The organism is Streptomyces sp. NPDC050509 (assembly GCF_044457965.1).
Lineage (GTDB): Bacteria > Actinomycetota > Actinomycetes > Streptomycetales > Streptomycetaceae > Streptomyces.
Map to the genome: position 1 here is coordinate 251,444 of NZ_JBITHL010000009.1, position 22,188 is coordinate 273,631.

Annotated in this window: 20 protein-coding genes, 2 tRNA genes and 3 pseudogenes; 14 read left to right on the forward strand and 11 right to left on the reverse strand. The window is 69.3% G+C overall.

Annotated elements, in window-relative coordinates; all coding sequences use genetic code 11:
* Positions 1-107 precede the first annotated feature (107 nt).
* Positions 108-581 carry an SSI family serine proteinase inhibitor gene (locus tag ACIBJC_RS26110; protein WP_399296407.1) on the reverse strand — a complete coding sequence of 158 codons (474 nt, stop codon included), beginning with the start codon at positions 579-581 and terminating at the stop codon, positions 108-110.
* 211 nt (positions 582-792) lie between these two features.
* Between ACIBJC_RS26110 and ACIBJC_RS26115 the strand changes: the two genes are divergently transcribed.
* From ACIBJC_RS26115 to ACIBJC_RS26125, 3 genes are all read left to right on the forward strand, one after another.
* Positions 793-883, forward strand: a tRNA-Ser gene (locus tag ACIBJC_RS26115).
* A 172-nt stretch (positions 884-1,055) separates the two neighbouring features.
* A tRNA-Arg gene (locus ACIBJC_RS26120) sits at positions 1,056-1,128 on the forward strand.
* A gap of 134 nt (positions 1,129-1,262) precedes the next feature.
* Positions 1,263-1,886: a signal protein gene (locus ACIBJC_RS26125; protein WP_399296409.1), complete on the forward strand. Its 624-nt coding sequence runs from the start codon at positions 1,263-1,265 to the stop codon at positions 1,884-1,886.
* A gap of 36 nt (positions 1,887-1,922) precedes the next feature.
* Here the strand turns inward: ACIBJC_RS26125 and ACIBJC_RS26130 are convergent.
* Together ACIBJC_RS26130 and ACIBJC_RS26135 are read right to left on the reverse strand one after the other, a co-directional pair.
* Positions 1,923-2,168 (reverse strand): annotated as a pseudogene (locus ACIBJC_RS26130) (UTRA domain-containing protein); the annotation flags it as partial.
* A 129-nt stretch (positions 2,169-2,297) separates the two neighbouring features.
* Positions 2,298-2,633: a hypothetical protein gene (locus ACIBJC_RS26135; protein ID WP_399296411.1), complete on the reverse strand. Its 336-nt coding sequence runs from the start codon at positions 2,631-2,633 to the stop codon at positions 2,298-2,300.
* A 333-nt stretch (positions 2,634-2,966) separates the two neighbouring features.
* On the opposite strand from ACIBJC_RS26135, the gene ACIBJC_RS26140 reads away from it, so the two are divergent.
* A complete protein-coding gene (locus tag ACIBJC_RS26140) occupies positions 2,967-3,773 on the forward strand; it encodes an SDR family oxidoreductase (RefSeq protein WP_399296413.1) in 807 nt (268 codons plus the stop codon).
* Positions 3,774-3,809: 36 nt separating this feature from the next.
* On the forward strand, positions 3,810-4,694 hold the full coding sequence (locus tag ACIBJC_RS26145) for a helix-turn-helix transcriptional regulator (protein ID WP_399296415.1): 885 nt from the start codon (positions 3,810-3,812) through the stop codon (positions 4,692-4,694).
* Positions 4,695-5,666: 972 nt separating this feature from the next.
* Here the strand turns inward: ACIBJC_RS26145 and ACIBJC_RS26150 are convergent.
* The 6 genes and pseudogenes from ACIBJC_RS26150 to ACIBJC_RS26175 all read right to left on the reverse strand — a co-directional run.
* The gene (locus tag ACIBJC_RS26150) at positions 5,667-6,533 is read right to left on the reverse strand and encodes a GNAT family N-acetyltransferase (protein ID WP_399296417.1); all 867 of its coding nucleotides are present in this window, start codon (positions 6,531-6,533) and stop codon (positions 5,667-5,669) included.
* 266 nt (positions 6,534-6,799) lie between these two features.
* A complete protein-coding gene (locus ACIBJC_RS26155; RefSeq protein ID WP_399296419.1) occupies positions 6,800-7,642 on the reverse strand; it encodes a protein kinase in 843 nt (280 codons plus the stop codon).
* Between the two features lie 68 nt (positions 7,643-7,710).
* On the reverse strand, positions 7,711-8,154 hold the full coding sequence (locus ACIBJC_RS26160) for a glycine-rich domain-containing protein (protein WP_399296421.1): 444 nt from the start codon (positions 8,152-8,154) through the stop codon (positions 7,711-7,713).
* Positions 8,155-8,522: 368 nt separating this feature from the next.
* Positions 8,523-8,708 carry a hypothetical protein gene (locus ACIBJC_RS26165; RefSeq protein WP_399296423.1) on the reverse strand — a complete coding sequence of 62 codons (186 nt, stop codon included), beginning with the start codon at positions 8,706-8,708 and terminating at the stop codon, positions 8,523-8,525.
* Between the two features lie 310 nt (positions 8,709-9,018).
* Positions 9,019-10,248, reverse strand: coding sequence for a helix-turn-helix domain-containing protein (locus ACIBJC_RS26170; RefSeq protein ID WP_399296799.1), 1,230 nt, complete (start codon positions 10,246-10,248; stop codon positions 9,019-9,021).
* A 230-nt stretch (positions 10,249-10,478) separates the two neighbouring features.
* Positions 10,479-10,604, reverse strand: a pseudogene (locus ACIBJC_RS26175) (NUDIX hydrolase); the annotation flags it as partial.
* Between ACIBJC_RS26175 and ACIBJC_RS26180 the strand changes: the two are divergent.
* The 3 genes and pseudogenes from ACIBJC_RS26180 to ACIBJC_RS26190 all read left to right on the forward strand — a co-directional run.
* Positions 10,590-10,722 (forward strand): annotated as a pseudogene (locus ACIBJC_RS26180) (XRE family transcriptional regulator); the annotation flags it as partial. The pseudogenes ACIBJC_RS26175 and ACIBJC_RS26180 overlap by 15 nt on opposite strands.
* 2 nt (positions 10,723-10,724) lie before the next feature.
* Positions 10,725-11,195: an NUDIX domain-containing protein gene (locus tag ACIBJC_RS26185; RefSeq protein ID WP_399296425.1), complete on the forward strand. Its 471-nt coding sequence runs from the start codon at positions 10,725-10,727 to the stop codon at positions 11,193-11,195.
* Positions 11,196-11,801: 606 nt separating this feature from the next.
* Positions 11,802-12,608, forward strand: coding sequence for an aminoglycoside N(3)-acetyltransferase (locus ACIBJC_RS26190; RefSeq protein ID WP_399296427.1), 807 nt, complete (start codon positions 11,802-11,804; stop codon positions 12,606-12,608).
* Positions 12,609-12,659: 51 nt separating this feature from the next.
* On the opposite strand, the gene ACIBJC_RS26195 is transcribed toward ACIBJC_RS26190, so the two are convergent.
* Positions 12,660-13,148, reverse strand: a complete 489-nt coding sequence (locus tag ACIBJC_RS26195; protein WP_399296429.1) for a hypothetical protein — start codon at positions 13,146-13,148, stop codon at positions 12,660-12,662.
* Between the two features lie 464 nt (positions 13,149-13,612).
* Complete coding sequence (locus tag ACIBJC_RS26200) at positions 13,613-14,062, reverse strand: hypothetical protein (protein ID WP_399296431.1); 450 nt, start codon at positions 14,060-14,062, stop codon at positions 13,613-13,615.
* An 85-nt stretch (positions 14,063-14,147) separates the two neighbouring features.
* Between ACIBJC_RS26200 and ACIBJC_RS26205 the strand changes: the two genes are divergently transcribed.
* From ACIBJC_RS26205 to ACIBJC_RS26230, 6 genes are all read left to right on the forward strand, one after another.
* Positions 14,148-15,062: a DUF2797 domain-containing protein gene (locus ACIBJC_RS26205; RefSeq protein WP_399296433.1), complete on the forward strand. Its 915-nt coding sequence runs from the start codon at positions 14,148-14,150 to the stop codon at positions 15,060-15,062.
* Positions 15,049-15,993, forward strand: coding sequence for an amidohydrolase family protein (locus ACIBJC_RS26210; RefSeq protein WP_399296435.1), 945 nt, complete (start codon positions 15,049-15,051; stop codon positions 15,991-15,993). The genes ACIBJC_RS26205 and ACIBJC_RS26210 overlap by 14 nt, the downstream gene beginning before the upstream one ends.
* Before the next feature lie 70 nt (positions 15,994-16,063).
* Entirely contained in the window at positions 16,064-16,819 is a 756-nt protein-coding gene (locus ACIBJC_RS26215; RefSeq protein ID WP_329828310.1) for a response regulator transcription factor, read from the forward strand.
* Entirely contained in the window at positions 16,816-18,501 is a 1,686-nt protein-coding gene (locus tag ACIBJC_RS26220; protein ID WP_399296437.1) for a sensor histidine kinase, read from the forward strand. The genes ACIBJC_RS26215 and ACIBJC_RS26220 overlap by 4 nt, the downstream gene beginning before the upstream one ends.
* Positions 18,502-18,526: 25 nt before the next feature.
* A complete protein-coding gene (locus ACIBJC_RS26225) occupies positions 18,527-19,894 on the forward strand; it encodes a glycosyltransferase (protein ID WP_399296438.1) in 1,368 nt (455 codons plus the stop codon).
* The gene (locus ACIBJC_RS26230) at positions 19,891-22,050 is read left to right on the forward strand and encodes an ArnT family glycosyltransferase (RefSeq protein WP_399296440.1); all 2,160 of its coding nucleotides are present in this window, start codon (positions 19,891-19,893) and stop codon (positions 22,048-22,050) included. The genes ACIBJC_RS26225 and ACIBJC_RS26230 overlap by 4 nt, the downstream gene beginning before the upstream one ends.
* Positions 22,051-22,188: the final 138 nt, after the last annotated feature.

Consider the following 22,188-nt stretch of genomic DNA (forward strand, 5'->3'; position numbering starts at 1 on the left):
GGGTACCTCTCGCCGAGACCATGGCCGGGGCGTGTGCGCGCGGCCCATGCCACGGTCACGCCCCGCCCCTGTAGGGCCACCCTGGGCCGGGTGTCCCTCCCCCCGTTCTACGCGCCGTTCCCGGGAAGAACAGGCTCCAGCGCCCGCCAGCGGGAGATCTCGCAGCCGTTCTTCTTGTTGAAGGAGGCGTTGACGGAGCGGCCCTGCCAGGTCCCGGTGACCCGGGCGGTGGCGTCGCCGCCGTACAGCATGGTGCACGCGGCATCCCGGCCCACCGGCGCGAACGGGTCCTGGCTCCCCCCGGCCAGCTCCGCCAGCCGGTCACAGGCGGCCCGCGCCCGCTGATGCGTCCCGCCGACGGGCCGGCAGGTCAGCCGGTACGTACCGTCCGACCCGGCGACCCCGGACTTCGCGACGGTCACGGTGAGCTGATCACCGGGCGCCGCCGCGCTCTGCGGCCACGCCTCCTCGGAGAGGGGCAGCGGTACGGGGGCGAGCGGGGCGCCGGTGGCGGCGACGGGCGTACCGGCAAAGGCGGCGGACGCGGCGACACCGAGAACAAGGAGACGCAGACGCGGCATGGGGGCTCCTGACAGTGACCAGACCTGACGGACAACACCGGGTCCGACGCCCGGCCCCCTGCTTAACGCGCGCCGGCCCCCGGCGTTGCGCACGGGTATGTGCTTTGCCCTGCGGCCCACCTGCCTAGTACCGTGAGGAGCGATTGGTGACACCCCACCTGGCTGTGTCATCATCTGCACGCACCGTTTCGCGCCCGCGCGATCCGGAGCTGGAGGCGTCGCCTAGTCCGGTCTATGGCGCCGCACTGCTAATGCGGTTTGGGTCTTAAAGCCCATCGAGGGTTCAAATCCCTCCGCCTCCGCGTGTCGATCACCGAAGCCCCGGCCCCACGGCCGGGGCTTCGGTCGTTCCCCCAGGATTTTCGGCATCTGCGCAGCTCAGAGGGGGTGCGGGGAATGGATTTCACGTGACGCCGCAGGTCATGTAATGTTGTTCCCGCAACGCCGACCGGGAAGAAAAGCCCGGAACGCCAAGCACTCGTAGCTTAACGGATAGAGCATCTGACTACGGATCAGAAGGTTGCAGGTTCGAATCCTGCCGAGTGCACAGCAGTGCAGAGGCCCCCGGAGAAATCCGGGGGCCTTTTGCGTAGGGCCGGGTCCGGTTCACGGCTAGGGTGACCGCTCGTATCGCACGACGACTGGGGAGTCGAAGCATTCGTGCGAGGGGGAGGGGCACTCATGAAGATCCGTACGGTCGGGGCGGGACTCACCGCTGTGATGCTGGCCGCGCTGGTGGGCTGCGGGACGAGGCCGGCCCAAGAAGCCGGGGGAGCCTCGGAGACCGGGGGAGCCCCAGAAGCCCGCCTCTCGTCCGAGACGCTGCAGAGCCGATGGTGGACATGGGCGTCCACGGAGCCCGAACCGACGAACCCGGTCGCCGACCAGAACGGCAGCGCGTGCGAGCGGAACCAGCCGCAGGACGTGTGGTTCCTGGCCGGCACCTTCGGCACGCACACCGCGCGCACGTGCACAATTCCCGACGGGGTGCCCCTCGCCTTCCCCCTCCTGAACCGGTTCGGCGAACCGGCCGACTGCGCGGGCTTCATGCGCACAGCCGAGGGATCCGCCGTACTGGACGGCAAGAAGGTCGCCCCGGACACATACCAAGGGGAGCCGATCGAAGTACGAAGCACCGCCGGCAACCCGGTCACGGGCACGGCCGGCCGCTTCACCACGATCGGCTGCGGACTCTGGGTCCAACTGCCCCCGCTGACCCCCGGCCAGCACACGTTGACGATCCGCGGTCGGTCCGGCGACTTCTCGACGGGCGTGGACTACGCGCTGACGGTGGACGCGGCGTAGGCGCGGGGGCCGGCGCATCCGATGCCCTCCCGCTTGTCAGGTCGCGGGCAGGCGGTAGTTGAGGACGTAGGCGTCGGCGGCCATGACGGTGTCGCACACCTCCACGGCGCGGCCCTTGGTGTCGAACGCGGTGCGGATCAGATGGATCACCGGCACACCCGAGGCGAGCCGTAGCGTCTTGACTTCCTGCGGCGAGGGCATCCGGGCGCGGATCTCTTCCTCGAAGTGGTCGAGGTGGTGGCCGAGTTCTTCGAGCCGGGCGTAGATGCCGCCGGGGCCGGGGCCGGGGCCGGGGCCGGGGTTGGGCTGGGCGATCGATGTCCACGTATGCGGCCTGGTCCGCGCCGGGCAGCAGCGGGGTGTGACGGGCCAGTTCGTGCAGGAACCGGCGGGCCACGGCGTGCAGTTGCTTCACATGCCCGTGGGTGAAGGAGCGCAGGAACGACCCCAGCGTGGACGGGGCCCGCACTCCGGAGAACAGGCGGCCCCTCGCACCGTGCGCAGCCGGTCCATGTCGTCGATGCTGTCGGCGCCCGCGGCCATGCCGCCCACCAGCGACATCAGTTTCGCCGCAGGGAAGGCGCCGGTGCCGTCCTTCGAGTCGGGCAGCCGGACGTGCTCCCTGGCCAGCGCGGGCAGACCGCACCGCTCGGCCAGCCGCACCACCGGCTCCAGCCCGCCGTACGCGATCAGGTTCGGATCATCGAACGCGGATGAGACCGCCGCCGCGGCATGGGAAGACTGCATCTCGGAAGTGCCTTGTCGATCGTGCCTGATGTGGTCCTAGAAAAACCCCATCATCGCAGGTCACAAGGCACTTCCTCGTTTCTGGGTGAACCATCCACCGGCATCAAGCCGGGGTGATCCGGACTCAGCGCACCAGGCAAGGGGGGATCTGACAGTACCTGTATCACCAGGGTCTCCCCGACGTCCCAAACGCCTGTCAACCTGGTTGAGTCGAAAGCGCCGACAACACTCCATGGAAACGCGCTGCAGCTTTACCCCCATCAGTTCAATTCAGCTTCCCCGAATACGCGACCGTGTCGGCGCATTCTTTTACGACAGAAGGGACGGAGACCAATGGCGGACAACCAGTTCACCACTCACACAGAACTTTTCGATCTGAGGGGAAAGTACGCCCTTGTCACTGGCGGCACCAGAGGCATTGGGATGATGATAGCGCGCGGCCTTCTCCAGGCGGGCGCCCGCGTCGTCATCAGCTCACGCAACGCAGACACGTGCGCGGACGCACAGCGTCTACTGTCCGAATTCGGCGACGTTCGAGCAATCCCCGCCGACCTGTCCAGGCACGACGAGTGTCAGCGCCTCGCTGATCTTGTCCAGGCCGACTCGGAACGCCTGGACATCCTTGTCAACAACGCGGGAGCGATGCGGCGCGAGCCGCTGGAGACGTTCCCGGACGAGGCCTGGGATGCAGTGCTCGACCTCAACCTCAAGTCGCCGTTCTGGCTGGTGCAGGCACTGCTCCCGGCACTTCGTAAGGCGGGCACCGCCGATGATCCCGCACGGATCATCAACATCGGCAGCATCGCCGCCATCCACGTCGCCCCGTCGCCCAACTACTCGTACGCCAGCAGCAAAGCGGCACTCCACCAACTCACCAGGGTACTCGCCAGAGAGCTGGGCCCACAGCACATCACGGTGAACGTGGTAGCACCGGGAGTGTTCCCGTCGCAGATGATGGCGACCACTCTCGATGCCATCGGCGACACGCTCGCGGCGGCGGCCCCTCTGCGCCGGCTCGGCCGCGACGACGACATGGCGGGTGCCGCCGTGTTTCTCGCCAGCCGGGCTGGGTCCTACCTCACGGGCGCCATCATTCCGGTGGACGGCGGCACCGCAACGACCGCAACGGGTATCCATTAGACTGTGGGACGGGTTTACGGTGAGGAGATAACCGCGATGGATCTACGCACCGAGATCCGGGAGTTTCTCAGCTCACGTCGCGCCCGCATTCCACCCGAGCAGGCGGGCCTGCCCGCCTACGGCGGCAACCGCCGGGTCAAAGGTCTGCGCCGCGAGGAGGTAGCGCTCCTGGCGGGGGTATCCGTCGACTACTACGTGCGCATGGAGCGCGGCAGCCTCGCCGGTGCCTCCGACGGCGTGCTCGACGCGTTGGCCTCTGCCTTGCAACTCGACGAAGCCGAGCGCGACCACCTGTTCCACCTCGCGCGCCAATCCAGGGCGCCCCGCAGCCCACGCCGGCGCAGGCCTGCCGTGACGGTGCGCTCGACACTGCAGCAGGTGCTCGACGCCATCTCCGATGCGCCGGCCTGGATCGGTAACGGCCGTTATGACGTGCTCGCCATGAATCAACTCGCTCGCGCGCTGTATTCACCGGTGCTGGCCGACCCGCGACGGCCCGCGAACACAGCGCGGTTCGTCTATCTGAACCCCGAGGCGGCCAGAGATCTCTTTGTCGACTACGACCAGGTTGCCGGTGACGCGGCCGCGAAGCTGCGCATGGCAGCCGGCCGCAATCCGCACGACGAGGAACTGATCGCCCTGGTCGGCGAACTGTCAACGTGCAGTGAACTATTCCGGCAGCGGTGGGCATCTCAGGACGTGCGGCTGCACCGGTCCGGCCGCAAGCGTATGCACCATCCGATCGTGGGCCAGCTCGACTTGGACGTCGAGTCCATGGAACTGCCCGCCGAACCAGGCCTGCACCTCAACGTCTACACCGCACCCGCGGGCACACCGACCGCCGACAATTTGGCGCTCCTGGCGTCATGGGCGGCCACCCAACAGGCACTGGCGACCGAGCTCGAACCACACAACGAATAGTCCAACCCCTTCAGCCGTACCAGGGTCCGTCTCCCCGACCAGCGCGGGCAGACCGCACCGCTCGGCCAGCCGCACCACCGGCTCCAGCCCGCCGTACGGGATCAGGTTCGGATCATCGAACGACGACACTGGCAGCGTGGTGGAGGCCGGTGGGGGTGCAGCGAGACACACGCGTGCCTGGTCGGTCGGCGCACCCGCCATCGTGGCTGACTGTCGTCGGCTGAGGTTCGTGCCACACTCGTGCCAGATGCAGGGGCCAGGCACGGTCAACACCGTTTCTCTGCGGTCGAGTAGCCGCTCGGGTCCTCGGTCACCGATGTCGCAGCTCAGGTGCTAGATCACCCACCCTCTCTCTAAAGCGGTGTTCAACATCGACCCTTCGGGCCGATCCGGCAGTGCCGCGCCAGGTTGGGGACCGCACCATGACGCCGCCGTGGTCAACTGCGTCGCCGTCCCCGCGCAACAGCAGCATCCTTTGGCGCTTCACGCCGCGCGGGGGCAAGGCGGGGGCTCCTCCGGACCCCGCCCCCGCCTACGCGCAGCCTGGGTGCCGACCGTCGTTGCGGTACAGCAGCGTAGTACCGCAACCACAGCGACCCGCTGTGTCCAGTGGTGGCCCTCAGAAGCTCTGCAGGGGCCTGCATGACCGTCGTTGACCGATCCGGCTAAAGCTACGGATCAGAAGGTTGCAGGTTCGAATCCTGCCGAGTGCACAGCAGCCCAGAGGCCCGATCGAGAAATCGATCGAGCCTCTGGCGTATGTCGTGACGGTAGTGGTTGACGGCAACTCCTTTCCTTGCGAGGTCGAAGGCGGACCGCTGGGGCCAGCCGTACGAATGCGTAGATGTCCGTGGTCATGTGGATGCGGACGGCCACAGTGTGGACGGTAGTTGGCGTACGGGGCCCTGGCATTCAGGGCGGGTGCCGAGGGGATGGGAAGGGCTGGGCGGAGATCTCGGTGGGGTCAGCCGGTTACGCCCGTGTGGTGTGGCTGAAGCCGAGCGAGGTCAGTCCTTCGGACTGGCACAGTCGGTCGGAGGGGCCGCCGACCTCGGTCTGGAGGAGCTGGTAGGCGGCGCTGTGGGACTGGCCCCAGTGCATTGCGGCCCGCCACAGGACGCGGCCCAGGCCCTGCCCTCGGGCTTCGGGCAGGACGGCGAAGTACTGGGGGAGGAGTTGGGGGCATCCCATCGCGTCGGGGCGTACCTCCATGGGGCCGATGGCGCCCACGACGCGGTTCTCGACGGCGGCGGTGAGGACCGGGCCGCACCGGCCGGCCTGCATCTGGGTGTGGAGGAAGGCCAGACCATCGGCGGCCATGGCTGTGGCGAATGGAGCGAAGATCTCCTGTACGGCGGCCGGCCAGTCGGTGACGGGGCGGACCGGGCCGCCGGGGTCGGGGCAGGGGCGGTCGGCGAAGTCCTTCAGATGGATGCGGGTGCCGCGTGGGGAACTGGTCTCGGGGCCGAGCGGGGGTACGACGCGGGCGTTGGCCGCGTCGTGTGCGGCGGCGAGCTTCGCGGCCAGTTCGGCTGCTTCCTGGACGATGCTGCCGCGGTGGCCGTAGGCGAAGACCTTGACAGTGCCGCGTCCGCGCCGGGTCAGCGTGGGGATGAGAGTCTGCTCGGGCTGGTGCACCACGTCGCCGCGGAGGACCGTCTCGCCTTTCTCCCCACCCCAGCGCCGGTCCTTGTCGTAGGGCAGGAAGTCCCCGGTGACGGCCGCTCGCAGGGTGTCCTCGAAGACGTCGACGGTCAGGGCGTCGGGGTGGACGGGGCCGAGGGTCGGCACGACCGGCGCGGTCAGTACGGGCCGGAGCCAGTCCCAGCGGAAGAACATGCGCGGCACCCTAACGGCCGGACGGCCAGGGCTCGGGCCCCGACGCGAACGCGCCAGGGCCTGAACGGGACCGACCGGATCTGTCGGTCTGGGGGTTGTCGTCACCGGCGTCGCAGGAGCACTCCGCGTTCTCCACGACGTCGTCCAAGTCCGGGACGGCGGTCACCGAGAGGGCGGCGGCGCCGCGCGGTGCGCCGAGGGCGGCGGGCCGGGCAGAAGGGGCACCGGTACGGGCGCTGCACTAACGGCCTTTGAGGAGGGGAGCTTCAGGATTGACTCAGCGCTTTGCGAACCTCGTAGATGGTCGGCCTGTCCTCGGGCGCGTGGCTGAGCATTGCTTCGATCAGCTCACCCAGTTCTCCAGGCGCCTTCACGTCACGTCGCTTCCCGTTCGCCACGGCCTCTCGTTGCACGGGGCGCGGGGCATCGTCGGGGTACTCGACCGCCCGCCAGCCAGTGGCGGAGATCAGCAGAGATGCACCGAGTGCGTAGACGTCCGCTTCCTGGGTCGGCTCGGCCTCTCCGGTGGCGAGCACGCTGCGGGAGATCTCCGGCGCTTCGTAGTGGACGAGGCAGCCGCGGAACGGGAAGTCGTACTCGTCCGGCACGTGGCCACCTCGGGCGAGGGCGAGATCGATGAGCTGAGTCCGCTCCGGCCCGATGATGAAGTGAGCGGGCTGCACATCACCATGCGCCCAGCCCTTCAGGTGGAGTTCGGCCAGCGCTTCGACGCACCCGAGGACCACGCTGGTTTGCGGGGCGATGGAAGAGCCTTTGCTTCGGCATGGCTCCCACAGCCGGTACAGGTCCGGCCCCTCATGCCAGGGCTGGATGTTCCACGTCCCCGCCTGCCACTCGCCGTACGCGATCTCTTCCAGGCCGAGGCGTTGCAACACGGCACCCTCGCGGGCTGGTGCGAGCGCGGTCCAGGGCTGGGCGGGCCAGTCGGCCGTTGCCTCGATCGGATATCCGAGCTTCACGGCGTGGCGGCCCCGATGGCTCTCCACTTCCCAGACCGTGGAGCCACGCCGATTGATGACCAGCCGTTGAGCCGTGGGCATGAGCGCATCGAGCACCACGATCGGCAGTTCAGGGGGTGAGCCGGTCAACGTCTCTTCTCCTTCCTGGCGAACGCGGCCAACCCCGCACGGGGCCGGCCGCATCGCTGGTGTCCTTGCTACACCTGACCGTACGGGCGGCCACAGTCCGCGTCGCACTGCGCGAGGTTCGTGCCGTTCACGGTCCAGAGGTCGTCGAAGACCATGAACCCGGCAGCCTTCATGGCGCGCGCCGAGGCGCCGACCCTCTCAGGGGCACGGCCCCCGCCACCCGGCTTCGGGTTGTGGTGCAGGAAGCGCCCCGCGTACGTCTCGCACAGCTCGGCGTACTCCTTCGTGTGGAGGATGAGGGCGTGAAGTCCGAGGTCCACGTCGTCCGACGGAACCATGGGGACGGTGGCGGTGGCTGCCGTCACCAGGAAGGCGACCGCCTGATCCGCGATCCGCTCAGCCCGCTCAGGCGACTGCCCGTTGTGGCTGACCACGAAGTGGGCGAGGCTCTCGATCAGCTCCTCCCCAGCTACCGCGCGACCGGACTTCTGATCGTTCGCTGTTGCCGTCATTTCTGCTCCTCTTGCGATGTGTGACGCGGCACTTACTTCCCGACCTGGTCGCCGAGCTCGGCTCATGGACGACCAGGTAGCGGGCTCGGAAGACCGCCCCGAACGAGTCGGGGAGCCATGGAGTTGGCACCTGTCCAGGGCGGCAGGTCTCTTTGCCTTTGACGCTGGTCCTGCGCAGAGACCGCTTTCGGTACGCCGGACTTGTCCCCGAGGTGGACCACGGCGGCGAGCGTGAGCGATGGGAACAGACGTGAACCACGAAGGACGCGGCGGCGCGAGTCATCGGGCCGGGTGACGTCGGCGCGGGCGCCGGTGTCGGCCTGCACTGCGTGCAGAGTTCGGAACCGAGAGCGTCAGCACGGCCCTGCTCATCGCCGCGGTTCCCTCGTGGAATCACGCGCCTCGATGAGCCGTAGAAACTGGAGGCTGTACAACTCGACCTGCGCGGGCGTGAGGACGAGCAAGGTTTCGCAGGTGCCGCCGTCCTCGTAGTGGACGGTCACCGGGAGCGCGGCCTGTGAGGCACGCTGGTCGTAGACGGCATCGCGTCGCATCGGCGTGCAGTGCGTGACCGGCACCGGGACGGGGCGCAAGGTCGACCCGTCCGACCTGGCGCGCCAGTCGTCTCCCCCGCCCGGCGGACGCAGTTGATACGAAGCCGAGGCCTCGCTCGGGAGAGCGACCACGACACCGATCCTTGCGTCCTGGGCGAGATCGAGAGCCAGATCACCAAGGCGAGGATGGAACGGAGTTCCGGCGCCTAACTCGGCACGTCGGGCGGGTAGTTGCTTCGCATCTCGTTCGGCCATGCAACGAAGCTAAGGAGGTCCCCAGGGGCCAATATGAACCGCGGGAATACGACCCTTATCCGTCGAGGTGAAAGCGGTCTGACATGCGCCGCAACGTCTCGCGTGTGGTCGCCCTCTCGGCGTACACGATGCTGCGCAGCGTTGACCGGGCAATGGGATGGTTGCGTACAAGCTGAGGGGCGATGTTCTCGGCCCGCTCCAGTTGCTTCAACGCCTTGTCACGATTCCCGTCCCAGAGCCAAGCCCGCGCCAGGTCCATGTAGTGGTGACCTTGTCGAGAGTTGGGAAGCGAATCGATCACATCCGCGCTGGTACGACGGTTTATCGACAGGGCCTCCCGTTGTTCATGCATCTCCAGGGCGACGCTGATCGCGTGGATCTGCACGTTGCCGGGCGAGAACGTCAGGCTGTGGCGGTCATAGACCGGTGCGCTGGCATCTGCTGCGATCCGATTGGCCGCGGTCCGCGCGTACTTGATCCGGTCCTTGGCCTCTGCGTTGCGGCCACCCCGGGCAGCGGAGACAGCCGCGCGCAGTTGCAGTGTGCCCCAGGCCCGCACGGCAAGAGGCTCGCCCTGGTCGTACTCCTGCTGCACGCTGCGGATCGCCCGGTCCGAGAGGGCGATGGCGTCATCCCAGTCCGCCGTGGTCCACATGTCCCACACGCGCATCCAGTCGGCGACAGCGGGCATCACGGGATCGCCTGATTGCCGCGCGGCCCAGGCGGCACGCTCGCACGCCATGCCGACCAGCTCCGGATGTCCCAGCGCGTGGGCGGAGGTGTGGGCGAACTTGCAGCACACGGCGTAGATCGCGAACGCCTCTTCCCGCTCGTGCCCGGTAGCTACCTCAGCCAGCGCACGCGTCTCCCGGAACAGGTCAGGGAGCACCTGCATGATGGCCATGTTGGCGGCAGAGTCGCGCAACCTGTGCAAACGGGTGGTCTCCTGCCACAGCTGACGAGCAGGCCGGGGCGTTCCGGCGAAGACGGGCGCGAGATCGTAACGCCGCATCTCACGCATGATCGCTGCGGCAGAGACCTGCCACTGATTCTCGGCCGGGGAGCTGTTGTACGGCCGCCCGATCAAGTCATTCGGGTGTACGTGCAGCTCCGAGGCCAGGAGGTTGAGCAGGCCGACGCGATCGAGTTCGATGTGTCCGCGCTCCATCTTGGACACCCAGCCCTGAGTCTTGCCCAGTGCGGCAGCGAGGTCGGCCTGTGTCATGCCGAGGCGGAGCCTGGCCCGGCGTGCGCGACGGCCGATCATTTCGGCTTCTTCCAGCATCAGCGCGTCCCCCTGCAGGTGAGGCGCCGGAGGTCCGGCAGGCGGCGAGGCATAGTGCTCCATCCGTCGGGGCTACTACCGTTGACGGTACCGAGGCCGCGTGCCGCGTGTGGAGTGCTACAGGTCAGGAAGCACCCCGAGACGCAGCCAGTGGCAGTTGGAGCCCTCCCGCCGGGAACCGGCAGCGGTGGCATTCGAGTCCCGGCTCCGGGAAGTGCTGCCCCGACAGATCAGCGGATCACCTCGTCCATGAGCACGTACAGCAGCCCGACGAGGGAGCCACTGCTGACGATCTCGCGCCGGTCGATCAGGCCCCGCACGTCGGCCAGCGGGATCCACTCGATCCGGTCCGAATGGTCCACACCCATGTCTGGGGCGTGAACGCCTACGGCGCTCCAGTGTGGCATGTTCGACACCTACGCCAGCAGCTTCGACGCGGTGTGGGAGACCGCGACGTCGGCACAGGAAGGGTGACCATGGCACGGACCGAGTACTACAACGACCCGGCGGTGCCTGAGCCGAACAGCTTGGTGGTCGCCGCGTCCGCCGTGGTTACCGACGACGAAGGGCGCGTGCTCCTTCAGCGCCGACGGGACAATGATCTCTGGGCGCTCCCTGGTGGCGGCATGGAGATGGCCGACTCGCTCCCGGGAACGGCCGTCCGTGAGGTGAAGGAGGAAACGGGCCTGGGCGTGGAGATCACCGGGCTTGTGGGCACGTACACCGACCCTCACCACATCACCTCCTACTCGGAGGGTGAGGTGCGCAGACAGTTCAACGTCTGCTTCACCGCCCGCGTGGTCGGCGGCCGGCTCGCGATCTCGGACGAGTCAACGGGGCTGCGGTTCGTCTCGCCGGAGGAGATCGATCAACTGCCGATGCACCACACGCAGCGGCTGCGGATCCGCCACTTCCTGGAGCACCGTGATCGGCCCTATCTCGGCTGACCTCCGTAGGTCGCGGCGAAGGCGCCCCTGATCGCCATGACAGTACACAGACCCGACATTGGGCACCGGCGTCTGTTGGGCGGCCCAGCGGCGGCCCGTAAAGAAGTTGGCGCTCGCCGAGCGAACCTGGACGGGAGCGTGGGACCATGTACGGCATGACGACGAACCGAAAGGTCCATGCCGCGTAGACGGCCGCGACACATCCGGGCCGGTACCCGCCGCCGGACTCCCGCTGCGAAGTCAGTCATCGACGGATTGTCTTCGCGGACTCTGTCCGAGATCTTCTCCCTTGAGTGCAGCCGCAATTACCTGCGGCCCGGAGACGTCAGCGCGGCCGTGCGTCTGTGGAAAGAGTACGTTCGCCGTCCCGAGCGCCAACTGTGGCGTGACTACGAGTGGGGCAACGTGCACTGGTACTGCTGCGGCGATCCTTTTGAGGCTCGCGCCCTTCTCGACACGGTGATGCGGGCCCTTTCGCCTCGGAGCGGCCGGGAACTCCTCCTGGTCATCAGTCGGTTCGATGCCGGCTGAGTCGATCGTCGTTCGACGGTGGGGCGTTGGAAACTCGGTGGAGCCGGGTTCCGGGGTCCTCCATACTCGCGGGTTATGTCGATGACGTCTCCGGCCGGCCCGATGTGTACGCGTGGTTCGCTTGCCGCCGATCTGCGTGAGGTGGGTCTTCGCTCCGGTGAGACCGTTCTCGTGCACTCTTCCCTCAGCTCGCTCGGATGGGTCTGCGGCGGTCCGATCGCTGTCGTCCAGGCGCTGCTGGATGTGCTGGGCGACGACGGGACGCTGGTGGTTCCGACGCAGTCGGGTGACAACTCGGATCCGGCGGGCTGGGTGAATCCGCCGGTGCCCGAGGCCTGGTGGGCGGACATCCGTGCGTCGATGCCGGCCTACGACGCGCGCACCACACCCACCCGCGGTGTCGGGGTCATCCCGGAGACCGTTCGCAACTGGCCCGGTGCCGTGCGCAGTGCTCACCCGCAGACGTCCTTCGCCGCCGTGGGACCGCGTGCCGCCGCGATCGTGGACGGGCACGCGCTGGACTGCCGGCTCGGTGAGCGCAGCCCGCTCGCCCGGTTGGAGGAAGCCGGGGCGCGGATCCTGATGCTGGTCGCGGGGTACGAGGCTTGTACGGCGTTTCATCTGGCCGAGTACCGGATCGCCGCGCCGCAGGTCGACAACTCCTTCGCGGTCATGACCCCGCAGGGCCGGCGATGGGTCACCGTGCCCGACACCGCGATCACCGACAGCGGTTTCGATGAACTGGGCTCGTCCTTCGAGGAGGAGTGCCCGGTGGTACGGGGCAACGTAGGCGCTGCCGAGGCCCGGCTCTTCTCGCTGACCGACGCCGTCGCGTACGCCGAGACCTGGCTGGCCGAGCGGCGCGCGCGCGTGGCGCGCTGAACTGCGGTGACGATCTGGGTTGCCTTCGGCATGGGCGGGCTGGCGGACACTTCAGAATTCGGGTGGCGTGACGCTGAAGTTCTCGCCGCCATAAAGAGATTCGTAACGAATCTCGATCACCAGGCGCCGGGTGATGAGTTCCCAGAACCAGCCATGCTGGTCATTACTGAACTCGTCCAGAGACAACAGGACAACGGTCTGCCCGGCCAACACCACGGCGCCCGGGCGCAACGAGTATGCCTTGGGGCGCGTCGGGAATGAGCTCAATACGCGTTGCTGCGTGTTGTAGTCCCACTGTCCAATGGGCTCCCCGTCCAACCGCACCACCGAGCTCGTCACGATGGCCGGCCCAAGACCGGCATTGATGACCCTTAGTTCTGCTTCAGTGCTTTCGTACTCCTTCACACGGCGTATCTGGAGCAGAGGCTTCACCGACTGGCGGCTGTGTCGTCTGCTGTCCCTGGTCTGTGTGTAGCTGATCCAAAGAGAGCCGAGCGCTATGACCGTCGCTGCAACAGCGGTGACCGTGTCCGCGTTCATATGGCTCCCCCTTGCAACGCGGTGGATGGTGTTTGAATCTTCCCCCGGCGACCACCGTTCCAGTCCGCAACCGGAGAGCAAGCTGGGCGGGGAGGCGCCAGTGTCCCTGTCGCGCCCGACCGTTCGAGAACCAACAGGGGAGGACTCTCAGGGGCGTTCACCCGAGGTGAGGGGCGAGGGTGTAGCGCACGGAAATATCGCTGCCATGACAGTTTTCAGAGGGTTCCGGGCCGGGTTCCGAATGCGCACCCGAGCTGTTGTTTCGCCTGCCCGCGCGGAATTGGACGCTGTGGTCGCATCAACTGCGGCCGGAACGTCTCGTGGTTACTCCGCCCGACGGGACCCACTCCCGTACCGTGCCCGTGACGATTAACGTTCCCGCCGCCGGCGACTCGGGCCCGGCCATCAGCATGGACCCCGTCGGCGCGGGGAAGTAGTCGCCGTTCCGGGAGCGGGACGTCGGGTCACCCCGGCGGGCACTCCTGGATGGGGATCGGGCCGTACGGGACGACGACCACCTGGTACGCGTCCTCGTAGATCACCCGGCCCGGGTCCGTCGAGCGCAGTTCGTGCCAGGCGACGCCGTGTGCGGTGAGGAGTTCCAGGTAGCCGTCCACGCGGGCGATCAACTCCTCTGCCTCGGCGGACGACTTGAACCAGGCGACCGCCCCCGGGTGCAGTTCGGCGTCGTAGACCAGCGGGTCGACGGTCGACGGGTCGGGGTAGTTCGCGTCGTACCAGTCGTTGCCCGCCCGCCAGAAGCGCCACTGCTCGTCGGTGAGGGCGCCGCTTCTGGCGAGGCCGTTGGCCAGGGCGAAGATGCCGGGGAAGTGGCCGCGCGGGCTGCGGGTCGTGCTCTGGAAGCGGATGAATGTGCCCGGCGGGCCGGTCTTGGTTCCGGCTGTTCTGGTCATGCGTTCGCCTTCGCTGTCGGGCTGCGGCAGTGCCGATCCGGGAACCGGCATCCTGTCAGTCGGAGTGATGCGAGGAGGTGTGCGGATGGCGTGGGAGTGCGACGGGCTCCGGTGGGTCGGCGGGGCGCCCGTGCTGCGGTGGCGGCGGGGTGGGGAGCGGCGTGAGAGTGGTCTGGTGTACGGGCGTGACCTGGGGTTTCGTGCTGTCGGGGCGCGTCGGTGCGCCGGAGCGCGGGGGAATGTGTGTCCCCTGGGGGCGCTGATCCCCGGGCGCGGTACGGGTGGCCGGTGCGCCGAGTGCGCGCGGCTGGAGCGGGCGCACTCCGTGGCCGCCGACACGCTGGCCGACGATCCGCGTACGTACCGCGTCTATCTGGCGTGGTTCGGGCCCGGCATGGTGAAGGTCGGGATCACCGCCGAGCAGCGCGGGGCCGCGCGGCTGCTGGAGCAGGGCGCCGTGGCGTTCTCCTGGCTGGGGCGGGGGCCGCTGATGGCCGCGCGGCGGACGGAGGAGCTGGTGCGCAGGGGGCTCGGGGTGCCGGACCGGGTCCCGTACGCGGCGAAGCGGGCCGTACGGTACGCGCTGCCGGGGCCGGCCGAGCGGGCGGCCGAGGTCGGGCGGCTGTATGCGCGGACGGTGGCGCTGGAGGGGTGGCCGCAGTCGCTGGAACGGGTGGAGTGCGCCGTTGTCGATCATGCGGGTGTGTTCGGGCTGGGGGATACGGAAGCGGGTACGTCGGTCGTTGTAGGGGTAGTTGGCGAACTGGTCGACGGCGGGCGCGTCGCGGGCCGGCTGGTCGCCGCCGCCGGGCCCGATCTGCATCTGGCACTCGCCGGCGATGAGACGGAGGTGACGGAGGTGACGGAGGTGACGGAGGTGGTCGTGCTGGATACGCGGCTCATGAGTGGCTGGGAGCTGGTGGCGAGCGCGGGTGCTGTCACTGTGCCCGTCGTGGACATCCGTGGTGAAGGTGGTGATGTGCAGGATGGGCTCTTCTGACGTGGGCCACGAGGGGGACGCCGCCGGAATTCTGGCTGTACGGCGGTTCCGGGAGCGGGTCGGTGTGCCCGCCCTGGTCGATGTCCACACCCACTTCATGCCCGAACGCGTCCTCACGAAGGTGTGGGCCTACTTCGACTCCGCCGGGCCCCTCATCGGCCGGGAGTGGCCCATCACCTACCGTCGCGACGAAGCCGAACGCCTCGCCCTGCTCCGCGCGTTCGGCGTGCGCGCGTTCACCTCGATGGTCTACCCGCACAAACCGGGCATGGCCCGCTGGCTGAACACCTGGGCCGCCGACTTCGCCGACCGTACGCCCGACTGTCTGCGGACCGCCACGCTCTTCCCGGAGGAGGGTGTGGAGGCGTACGTACGGGAAGCGGTCGAGGGCGGCGCGCGGATCTTCAAGGCGCACGTCCAGGTGGGGGCGTACGACCCGAACGACCCGCTCCTCGGCCCCGCCTGGGGGCTGCTCGCCGAGGCCGGTGTCCCGGTGGTGATGCACTGCGGGTCCGGTCCCGTGCCCGGGAAGCACACCGGGCCCGAGCCGGTGGGGCGGCTGCTGGCGGCGCATCCGCGGCTGCGGCTGGTCGTCGCGCATCTGGGGATGCCGGAGTACACCGACTTCCTGGATCTCGCGGAGCGGTACGGTGAGGTACGGCTCGACACCACGATGGCCTGCACGGACTTCAGCGAGCGGTTCGCACCCCTCCCCGGTGAGGCGCGGGCACGGCTGGCCGGTCTCGGCGACCGGATCCTGCTGGGGACGGACTTCCCGAACCTGCCCTACCCGTACGTCCATCAGCTCGAAGCCCTGGAGCGGCTCGGTCTCGGCGACGACTGGCTGCGCGCGGTCTGTCACGGGAACGGGGTGCGGCTTTTCGGGCTGGAGGGGTTGCAGGGGCCCGACGTCGCGGGCACGGACGCCTGAGCGCGCATTCTCAGGGAATTCACAGGAAGCGGAAAGGCCTCTCTCAGAGCGTCTCCCCAAGGTGAGCACCATGACCCTCACCTCGCCCCGCGGGCGTACCGAAATGCTCAGGCCGGACGGGAGTCCCGTCCGTGTGCTCGTCGTCGACGACGAGACGTCGCTCACCGAGCTGCTCTCCATGGCCCTGCGGTACGAGGGCTGGGAGGTGCGCAGCGCCGGGGACGGGGCGGGCGCCGTGCGCGGCGCGCGGGAGTTCCGGCCCGACGCCGTGGTGCTGGACGTGATGCTGCCGGACATGGACGGTCTCGCCGTCCTCGGCCGGCTGCGCCGCGAGCTGCCGCAGGTGCCGGTGCTCTTCCTCACGGCGAAGGACTCCGTCGAGGACCGTATCGCCGGGCTGACCGCGGGCGGCGACGACTACGTGACCAAGCCGTTCAGCCTGGAGGAGGTCGTGGCCCGGCTGCGCGGGCTGATCCGGCGCTCCGGGGCGGCGGCGATACGCAGCGAGTCGCTGCTGGTCGTCGGGGATCTGACGCTCGACGAGGACAGCCACGACGTCACCCGCGACGGTCATTCCATCCACCTCACGGCGACCGAGTTCGAGCTGCTGCGCTACCTGATGCGCAACCCGCGCCGGGTGCTGAGCAAGGCCCAGATCCTCGACCGGGTGTGGTCGTACGACTTCGGCGGCCAGGCCAACGTCGTCGAGCTGTACATCTCCTACCTGCGCCGGAAGATCGACGCAGGGCGCCCGCCGATGATCCACACCCGGCGCGGCGCCGGGTATCTGATCAAGCCCGGCGAACCGGGTGACGCCCCCCGATGAGCGGCCCGCACAAGGCGAAGGGCGCGCGAGGCATGAAGGGGCGGCGCTGGTCGCTGCGGACCCGGCTCGTGGTGTCGGCGGTCGCGCTGATCGCCGTGGTCGCCTCGGTGATAGGGGCGGTCACGACGATCGCCTTCCGCTCCTATCTGTACGGCCAGTTGGACCAGCAGGTGCAGGCGGTCGCGGGACGCGCGGCGGGGGTCAAGCCCGGGTCCGCCATCGACAAGCCGCCGCCCGGCGTGATGCCAGGGGGCGACAAGGATCCGCTGGAGGTGGTCACCGGCGGTGGCGCGCCGCTCGGGACGGTCGGTGCGGTGGTGTCGGCCGACGGTACGGTCGGCCGCGGGCTGGTCAGCGACGAGCAGAAGAGCGCGACCTCGTGGCCTTCTGTCGCGAACAAGGACCTTACCTCGGCGCAGAGCGCCGGCCTCGCCACCGTCGCGCGGGACAGCAATCCGCACACGGTCGCGCTGCCCGGACTCGGCGACTACCGGGTCACGTACATCGAGGGCCCCATGGGCGACTTCCTCGTCGGTGTCCCCCTCAAGGACGTCCAGGACAACCTCAACATCCTGGTCCTCGTGGAGGTCTGTGTCACCCTGGCGGGTCTCGTCGCGGCCGGGATCGCCGGTGGCGCTCTCGTCGGGGTCGCCCTGCGCCCGCTGCGGCGCGTCGCCACCACCGCCACCCAGGTCTCCGAACTGCCGCTGCACAGCGGTGAGGTGGCCCCGCTCGTACGGGTCCCCGCCGCCGAGGCCGATCCCCGTACCGAGGTCGGGCAGGTCGGCGCCGCGCTCAACCGGATGCTGGGGCACGTCGGTTCGGCGCTCGCCGCCCGGCAGGAGAGCGAGACGCGTGTACGGCAGTTCGTCGCCGACGCGGGCCACGAGCTGCGTACGCCGCTGGCCTCCATCCGCGGCTACGCCGAACTGACGCGGCGCGGCCGGGAGGAGATCGGGCCCGACACCCGGTACGCGCTCGGCCGGATCGAGGCCGAGGCGGAACGGATGACCGGGCTGGTCGAGGACCTGCTGCTGCTCGCGCGGCTCGACGCGGGACGCCCGCTCTCGTACGAGACCACCGACCTCTCCCCGCTGGTCGTGGACGCGCTGAGCGATGCGCACGCCGCCGGGCAGGACCACCACTGGCGCCTGGAGCTGCCGGGGCCGGAGGAGCCGCCCGCCACCGTGCACGGCGACGGCTCCCGGCTCCACCAGGTCCTCGTCAACCTCCTCGCCAACGCCCGTACGCACACCCCGCCCGGCACCACCGTCGTCGCTCGCGTACGCAGACATGGCGATGGCCAGCCGGGACGGCCCGGGCAGGGCTCCTTCGTCGTTCTCGAAGTGCGGGACGACGGGCCCGGGATCCCCGCCACGCTGCTTCCCCATGTCTTCGAACGCTTCGCGCGCGGCGACGCCTCACGCTCCCGCGCGGCCGGGTCCACCGGGCTGGGTCTCGCCATCGTCCAGGCGGTCGTCACCGCGCACGGCGGGACCGTGACGGTCGACAGCGTGCCCGGCAGGACCGTCTTCTCCGTACGGCTGCCTCATGTGCCGGCCCAGGGGTCGCCGTACGCCCAGCCGTACCCGCAGCCGTTAGCGCACGACTCCGCGCACGACTCCGCGAGCGACCCCGTGTATGACTCACAGACAGGGCACAGGCTCACCACACGGCCGTGACAGCCCGTCTCGCGAGTGTCTGTGTATGCGAACCGACACTTCATGGGGCACCCTCCCGGCCCGGGAGCATCTCCCGGTCGAGGTGACCGAGGCCCCCGTACTCGACGTGACCATTCCCGTCTACAACGAGGAGCAGGACCTCGAACCATGTGTGCGGCGCCTGCACGACCATCTCGCCCGTACCTTCCCGTACAGCTTCCGCATCACGATCGCGGACAACGCGAGCACCGACCGGACCCCCGAGGTCTCGGCCCGGCTGGACGCGGAACTGCCGGAGGTACGGGCGTACCGCCTGGAGCAGAAGGGGCGCGGGAGGGCGCTCCGTACCGTCTGGTCGCACTCCGACTCGCCCGTCCTCGCCTACATGGACGTGGACCTCTCCACCGACCTCAACGCGCTGCTGCCGCTGGTCGCCCCCCTGATCTCCGGGCACTCCGATCTGGCGATCGGGTCCCGGCTCTCCCGGTCCTCGCGGGTCGTGCGCGGGCCCAAGCGCGAGTTCATCTCGCGGGCCTACAACCTCATCCTCAAGTCCTCGCTGTCGGCCCGGTTCAGTGACGCCCAGTGCGGGTTCAAGGCGATACGGCGCGATGTCGCCCAGCGGCTGCTGCCGATGGTCGAGGACACCGGCTGGTTCTTCGACACGGAGATGCTCGTACTCGCCGAGCGCGCCGGGCTGCGGATCCATGAGGTGCCGGTCGACTGGATCGACGACCCCGACAGCACGGTGAACATCATCGGCACCGCGACCGAGGACCTGAAGGGCGTCTGGCGCGTGGGGAGGGCGCTCGCGGTGGGCGCGCTGCCCCTGGACCGGCTTGTACGGCCCTTCGGGGACGACCCGAGGGACCGCCGGCTCCCCGGGGTGCCCGGCGGTCTCGCCAGGCAACTGGTCGGCTTCTGTGTCGTGGGCGCCCTGTCCACGCTCTTCTACCTCCTCCTCTACTCCCTCTTCCGCGCCATGGCGGGTCCGCAACTCGCCAACGCCGCCGCGCTGCTGGTCTCGGCGATCGCCAACACCGCCGCCAACCGGAGGCTCACCTTCGGGGTACGCGGCCGGGACGGCGCCGTCCGTCACCAGGCGCAGGGCCTGGTCGTCTTCGCCATCGGTCTCGCGCTGACCAGCGGTTCGCTGGCGGCCCTGGACGCGGCCTCCGGCAACCCCGCGCACTCCACCGAACTGGCCGTGCTGATCGCCGCCAACCTCGCCGCGACGGTGCTGCGCTTCCTGCTCCTGCGCGCCTGGGTCTTCCCGGACCGGCGCGCCGACGACCAGCTCCGTACCGACGATCACCTTCGTGCCGACGGCCCTACTGACGGATTCACCGACGGCCCCACCGACATCGACAGTCACGCCGACTCCGCCGCCCTCTACTCAAGGAACGCCCGATGACCACGACCCTTCAGCCCGACGGGCTCGCGCCGGCGGCGGACGGCCCTGTCCACGGCGCCGGCGCCGGCCGCGCCGCCCGCTTCTGGCGGGGCAGGCAGGAGGACCCGGCCTGGGTGCGCCCGGCCCTGTTCGCCCTCCTGCTGGCCACCGCGCTCCTCCAGCTCTGGAACCTGAGCGCCTCCGGGTACGCCAACTCCTTCTACTCCGCGGCGGTCCAGGCGGGCAGCGAGAGCTGGAAGGCGTTCTTCTTCGGCTCCTCCGACGCCGCGAACTCGATCACCGTCGACAAGCCGCCGGCCGCGCTCTGGCCGATGGCCCTGTCCGTACGGCTCTTCGGTCTCGGGTCGTGGCAGATCCTGGTGCCCGAGGTGCTGATGGGCGTCGGGACGATCGCGGTGCTGTACGCCGCCGTACGCCGCCGCTTCAGCCCGGTCGCCGGGCTCACCGCGGGTGTCGTGCTGGCGCTGACACCGGTCGGCGCGCTGATGTTCCGCTTCAACAACCCGGACGCGCTGCTCGCGCTGCTGATGACCGTCACCGTCTACTGCGTGCTGCGCGCGCTGGAGGCCGGCCGGACGAAGTGGCTGGTGTGGGCGGGGGTCGCGGTCGGCTTCGCCTTCCTGACGAAGACGCTCCAGGCGTTCCTGATCCTGCCGCCGCTGGCGCTGGTGTACGCGGTCTGCGCGCCCACGTCCGTACGGCGCAGGCTCGGCCAACTCGTCCTGGCGGCGGGCGCGATGGTGGTGGCCGGCGGTTGGTGGGTCGCGATCGTGGAGCTGTGGCCCGCGTCCTCCCGCCCGTACATCGGCGGCTCGCAGAACAACTCTTTCCTTGAGCTGACCTTCGGCTACAACGGCCTCGGCCGCATCAGCGGCAACGAGACCGGCAGCGTCGGAGGCGGCGGCGGTGGAGGAGGCGGCGGTGGTGGCGCCGGTGGCGGCATGTGGGGCGAGACCGGCCTCGGCCGGATGTTCAACTCCGAGGTCGGCGGCCAGATCTCCTGGCTGCTGCCCGCCGCGCTGGTCCTGCTCGTCGCCGGACTCGTCATCACCCGCAGGAGCCCGCGTACGGACACGGCGCGCTCGGCGTTCCTCGTGTGGGGCAGCGCGCTGCTGATGACCATGGGCGTCTTCAGCTTCATGGCCGGCATCTTCCACCAGTACTACACGGTCGCCCTGGCCCCGTACATCGCCGCCGTCATCGGCATGGGCGTCTCGGTGCTGTGGGAGGAGCGGACTCACATCCTGGCGTCGGTGACGCCGGCGGTGACGGCCGCGGGGACCGCGGTCTGGGCGTTCGTCCTGCTCGGCCGGGCCTCGGAGTACCTGCCGTGGCTGCGCTGGGCGGTGCTGGTCGGCGGTCTGGTGGCCGCGGTGGGGCTGCTGTGCGCGGCGAAGCCGGGACGGCGGTTCGCGCTCGCCGCGGCCGGTCTCGCCGTCGCGGCCTCGCTGGCGGGACCGTTCGCGTACACCCTGAACACGGTCAACAGCGCGCACACCGGCTCGATCGTCACGGCGGGCCCGGCCTCGATGGGCGGCTTCGGCGGGGGCGGCGGTCGTGGCGGCCCCGGGGGCGGTCCCGGCGGTGGCGACGGCGGTGGCATGGGGATGCCCCCGACCGGTGGCGGCGGCCAGGGGATGGGCCAGCCCCCCACCCAGAACGGCCGGACGGGCCAGAACAACCAGAACAACCAGATGGGCCAGAACGGCGGGCAGCAGGCCGGTGGCATGCCCGGCGGCGGCATGCCCGGCGGCGGCGCCATGGGCGGCGAGCGCGGCGGCATGGGAGGCGGCGCCATGGGCGGTCTCCTCAACGGCCAGAACGTCTCCACCAAGGTCGAGGCGGCCCTCAAGAAGGACGCCTCCGACTACACCTGGGTCGCCGCGGCCATCGGCTCCCAGAACGCCGCCAGCTACCAGCTCGCCACGGAGAAGCCCGTCATGGCGATCGGCGGCTTCAACGGCAGCGACCCGTCCCCGACCCCCGCCCAGTTCAAGAAGTACGTGGCCGACGGGAAGATCCACTACTTCCTCTCGGGCAGCGGTGGCGGCCCCGGCGGCAACGGCAGCTCCTCCATCACCACGTGGGTGGAGGACACCTTCAAGAAGGTCACCGTGGACGGCACGACGCTCTACGACCTGACACAGAAGGCGTGACCCCCGGGGCCCCCGGGGCCCCCGGGATCACCTGTCGGAGGGACGGCCGAAGAACTCTCTGTACAGCGTAAGGGAGTCTCTTGTACGGTGTATGGCGACCCGAGTCCCATGCACCGTACAAGGCGTTCTAGGAGTCCC

Excerpts from the sequence above, each read along its gene's own strand:
- ACIBJC_RS26215 (WP_329828310.1), top strand. The coding sequence starts at position 16,064 with ATGACCCTCACCTCGCCCCGCGGGCGTACCGAAATGCTCAGGCCGGAC.
- ACIBJC_RS26200 (WP_399296431.1), bottom strand. The coding sequence starts at position 14,062 with ATGACCAGAACAGCCGGAACCAAGACCGGCCCGCCGGGCACATTCATC.
- ACIBJC_RS26150 (WP_399296417.1), bottom strand. The coding sequence starts at position 6,533 with ATGTTCTTCCGCTGGGACTGGCTCCGGCCCGTACTGACCGCGCCGGTC.
- ACIBJC_RS26135 (WP_399296411.1), bottom strand. The coding sequence starts at position 2,633 with ATGCAGTCTTCCCATGCCGCGGCGGCGGTCTCATCCGCGTTCGATGAT.
- ACIBJC_RS26195 (WP_399296429.1), bottom strand. The coding sequence starts at position 13,148 with ATGAACGCGGACACGGTCACCGCTGTTGCAGCGACGGTCATAGCGCTC.
- ACIBJC_RS26170 (WP_399296799.1), bottom strand. The coding sequence starts at position 10,248 with ATGCTGGAAGAAGCCGAAATGATCGGCCGTCGCGCACGCCGGGCCAGG.
- ACIBJC_RS26205 (WP_399296433.1), top strand. The coding sequence starts at position 14,148 with ATGGCGTGGGAGTGCGACGGGCTCCGGTGGGTCGGCGGGGCGCCCGTG.
- ACIBJC_RS26125 (WP_399296409.1), top strand. The coding sequence starts at position 1,263 with ATGAAGATCCGTACGGTCGGGGCGGGACTCACCGCTGTGATGCTGGCC.
- ACIBJC_RS26185 (WP_399296425.1), top strand. The coding sequence starts at position 10,725 with ATGGCACGGACCGAGTACTACAACGACCCGGCGGTGCCTGAGCCGAAC.
- ACIBJC_RS26190 (WP_399296427.1), top strand. The coding sequence starts at position 11,802 with ATGTCGATGACGTCTCCGGCCGGCCCGATGTGTACGCGTGGTTCGCTT.
- ACIBJC_RS26145 (WP_399296415.1), top strand. The coding sequence starts at position 3,810 with ATGGATCTACGCACCGAGATCCGGGAGTTTCTCAGCTCACGTCGCGCC.
- ACIBJC_RS26225 (WP_399296438.1), top strand. The coding sequence starts at position 18,527 with ATGCGAACCGACACTTCATGGGGCACCCTCCCGGCCCGGGAGCATCTC.
- ACIBJC_RS26220 (WP_399296437.1), top strand. The coding sequence starts at position 16,816 with ATGAGCGGCCCGCACAAGGCGAAGGGCGCGCGAGGCATGAAGGGGCGG.
- ACIBJC_RS26230 (WP_399296440.1), top strand. The coding sequence starts at position 19,891 with ATGACCACGACCCTTCAGCCCGACGGGCTCGCGCCGGCGGCGGACGGC.
- ACIBJC_RS26160 (WP_399296421.1), bottom strand. The coding sequence starts at position 8,154 with ATGACGGCAACAGCGAACGATCAGAAGTCCGGTCGCGCGGTAGCTGGG.
- ACIBJC_RS26110 (WP_399296407.1), bottom strand. The coding sequence starts at position 581 with ATGCCGCGTCTGCGTCTCCTTGTTCTCGGTGTCGCCGCGTCCGCCGCC.
- ACIBJC_RS26140 (WP_399296413.1), top strand. The coding sequence starts at position 2,967 with ATGGCGGACAACCAGTTCACCACTCACACAGAACTTTTCGATCTGAGG.
- ACIBJC_RS26165 (WP_399296423.1), bottom strand. The coding sequence starts at position 8,708 with ATGCGACGCGATGCCGTCTACGACCAGCGTGCCTCACAGGCCGCGCTC.
- ACIBJC_RS26210 (WP_399296435.1), top strand. The coding sequence starts at position 15,049 with ATGGGCTCTTCTGACGTGGGCCACGAGGGGGACGCCGCCGGAATTCTG.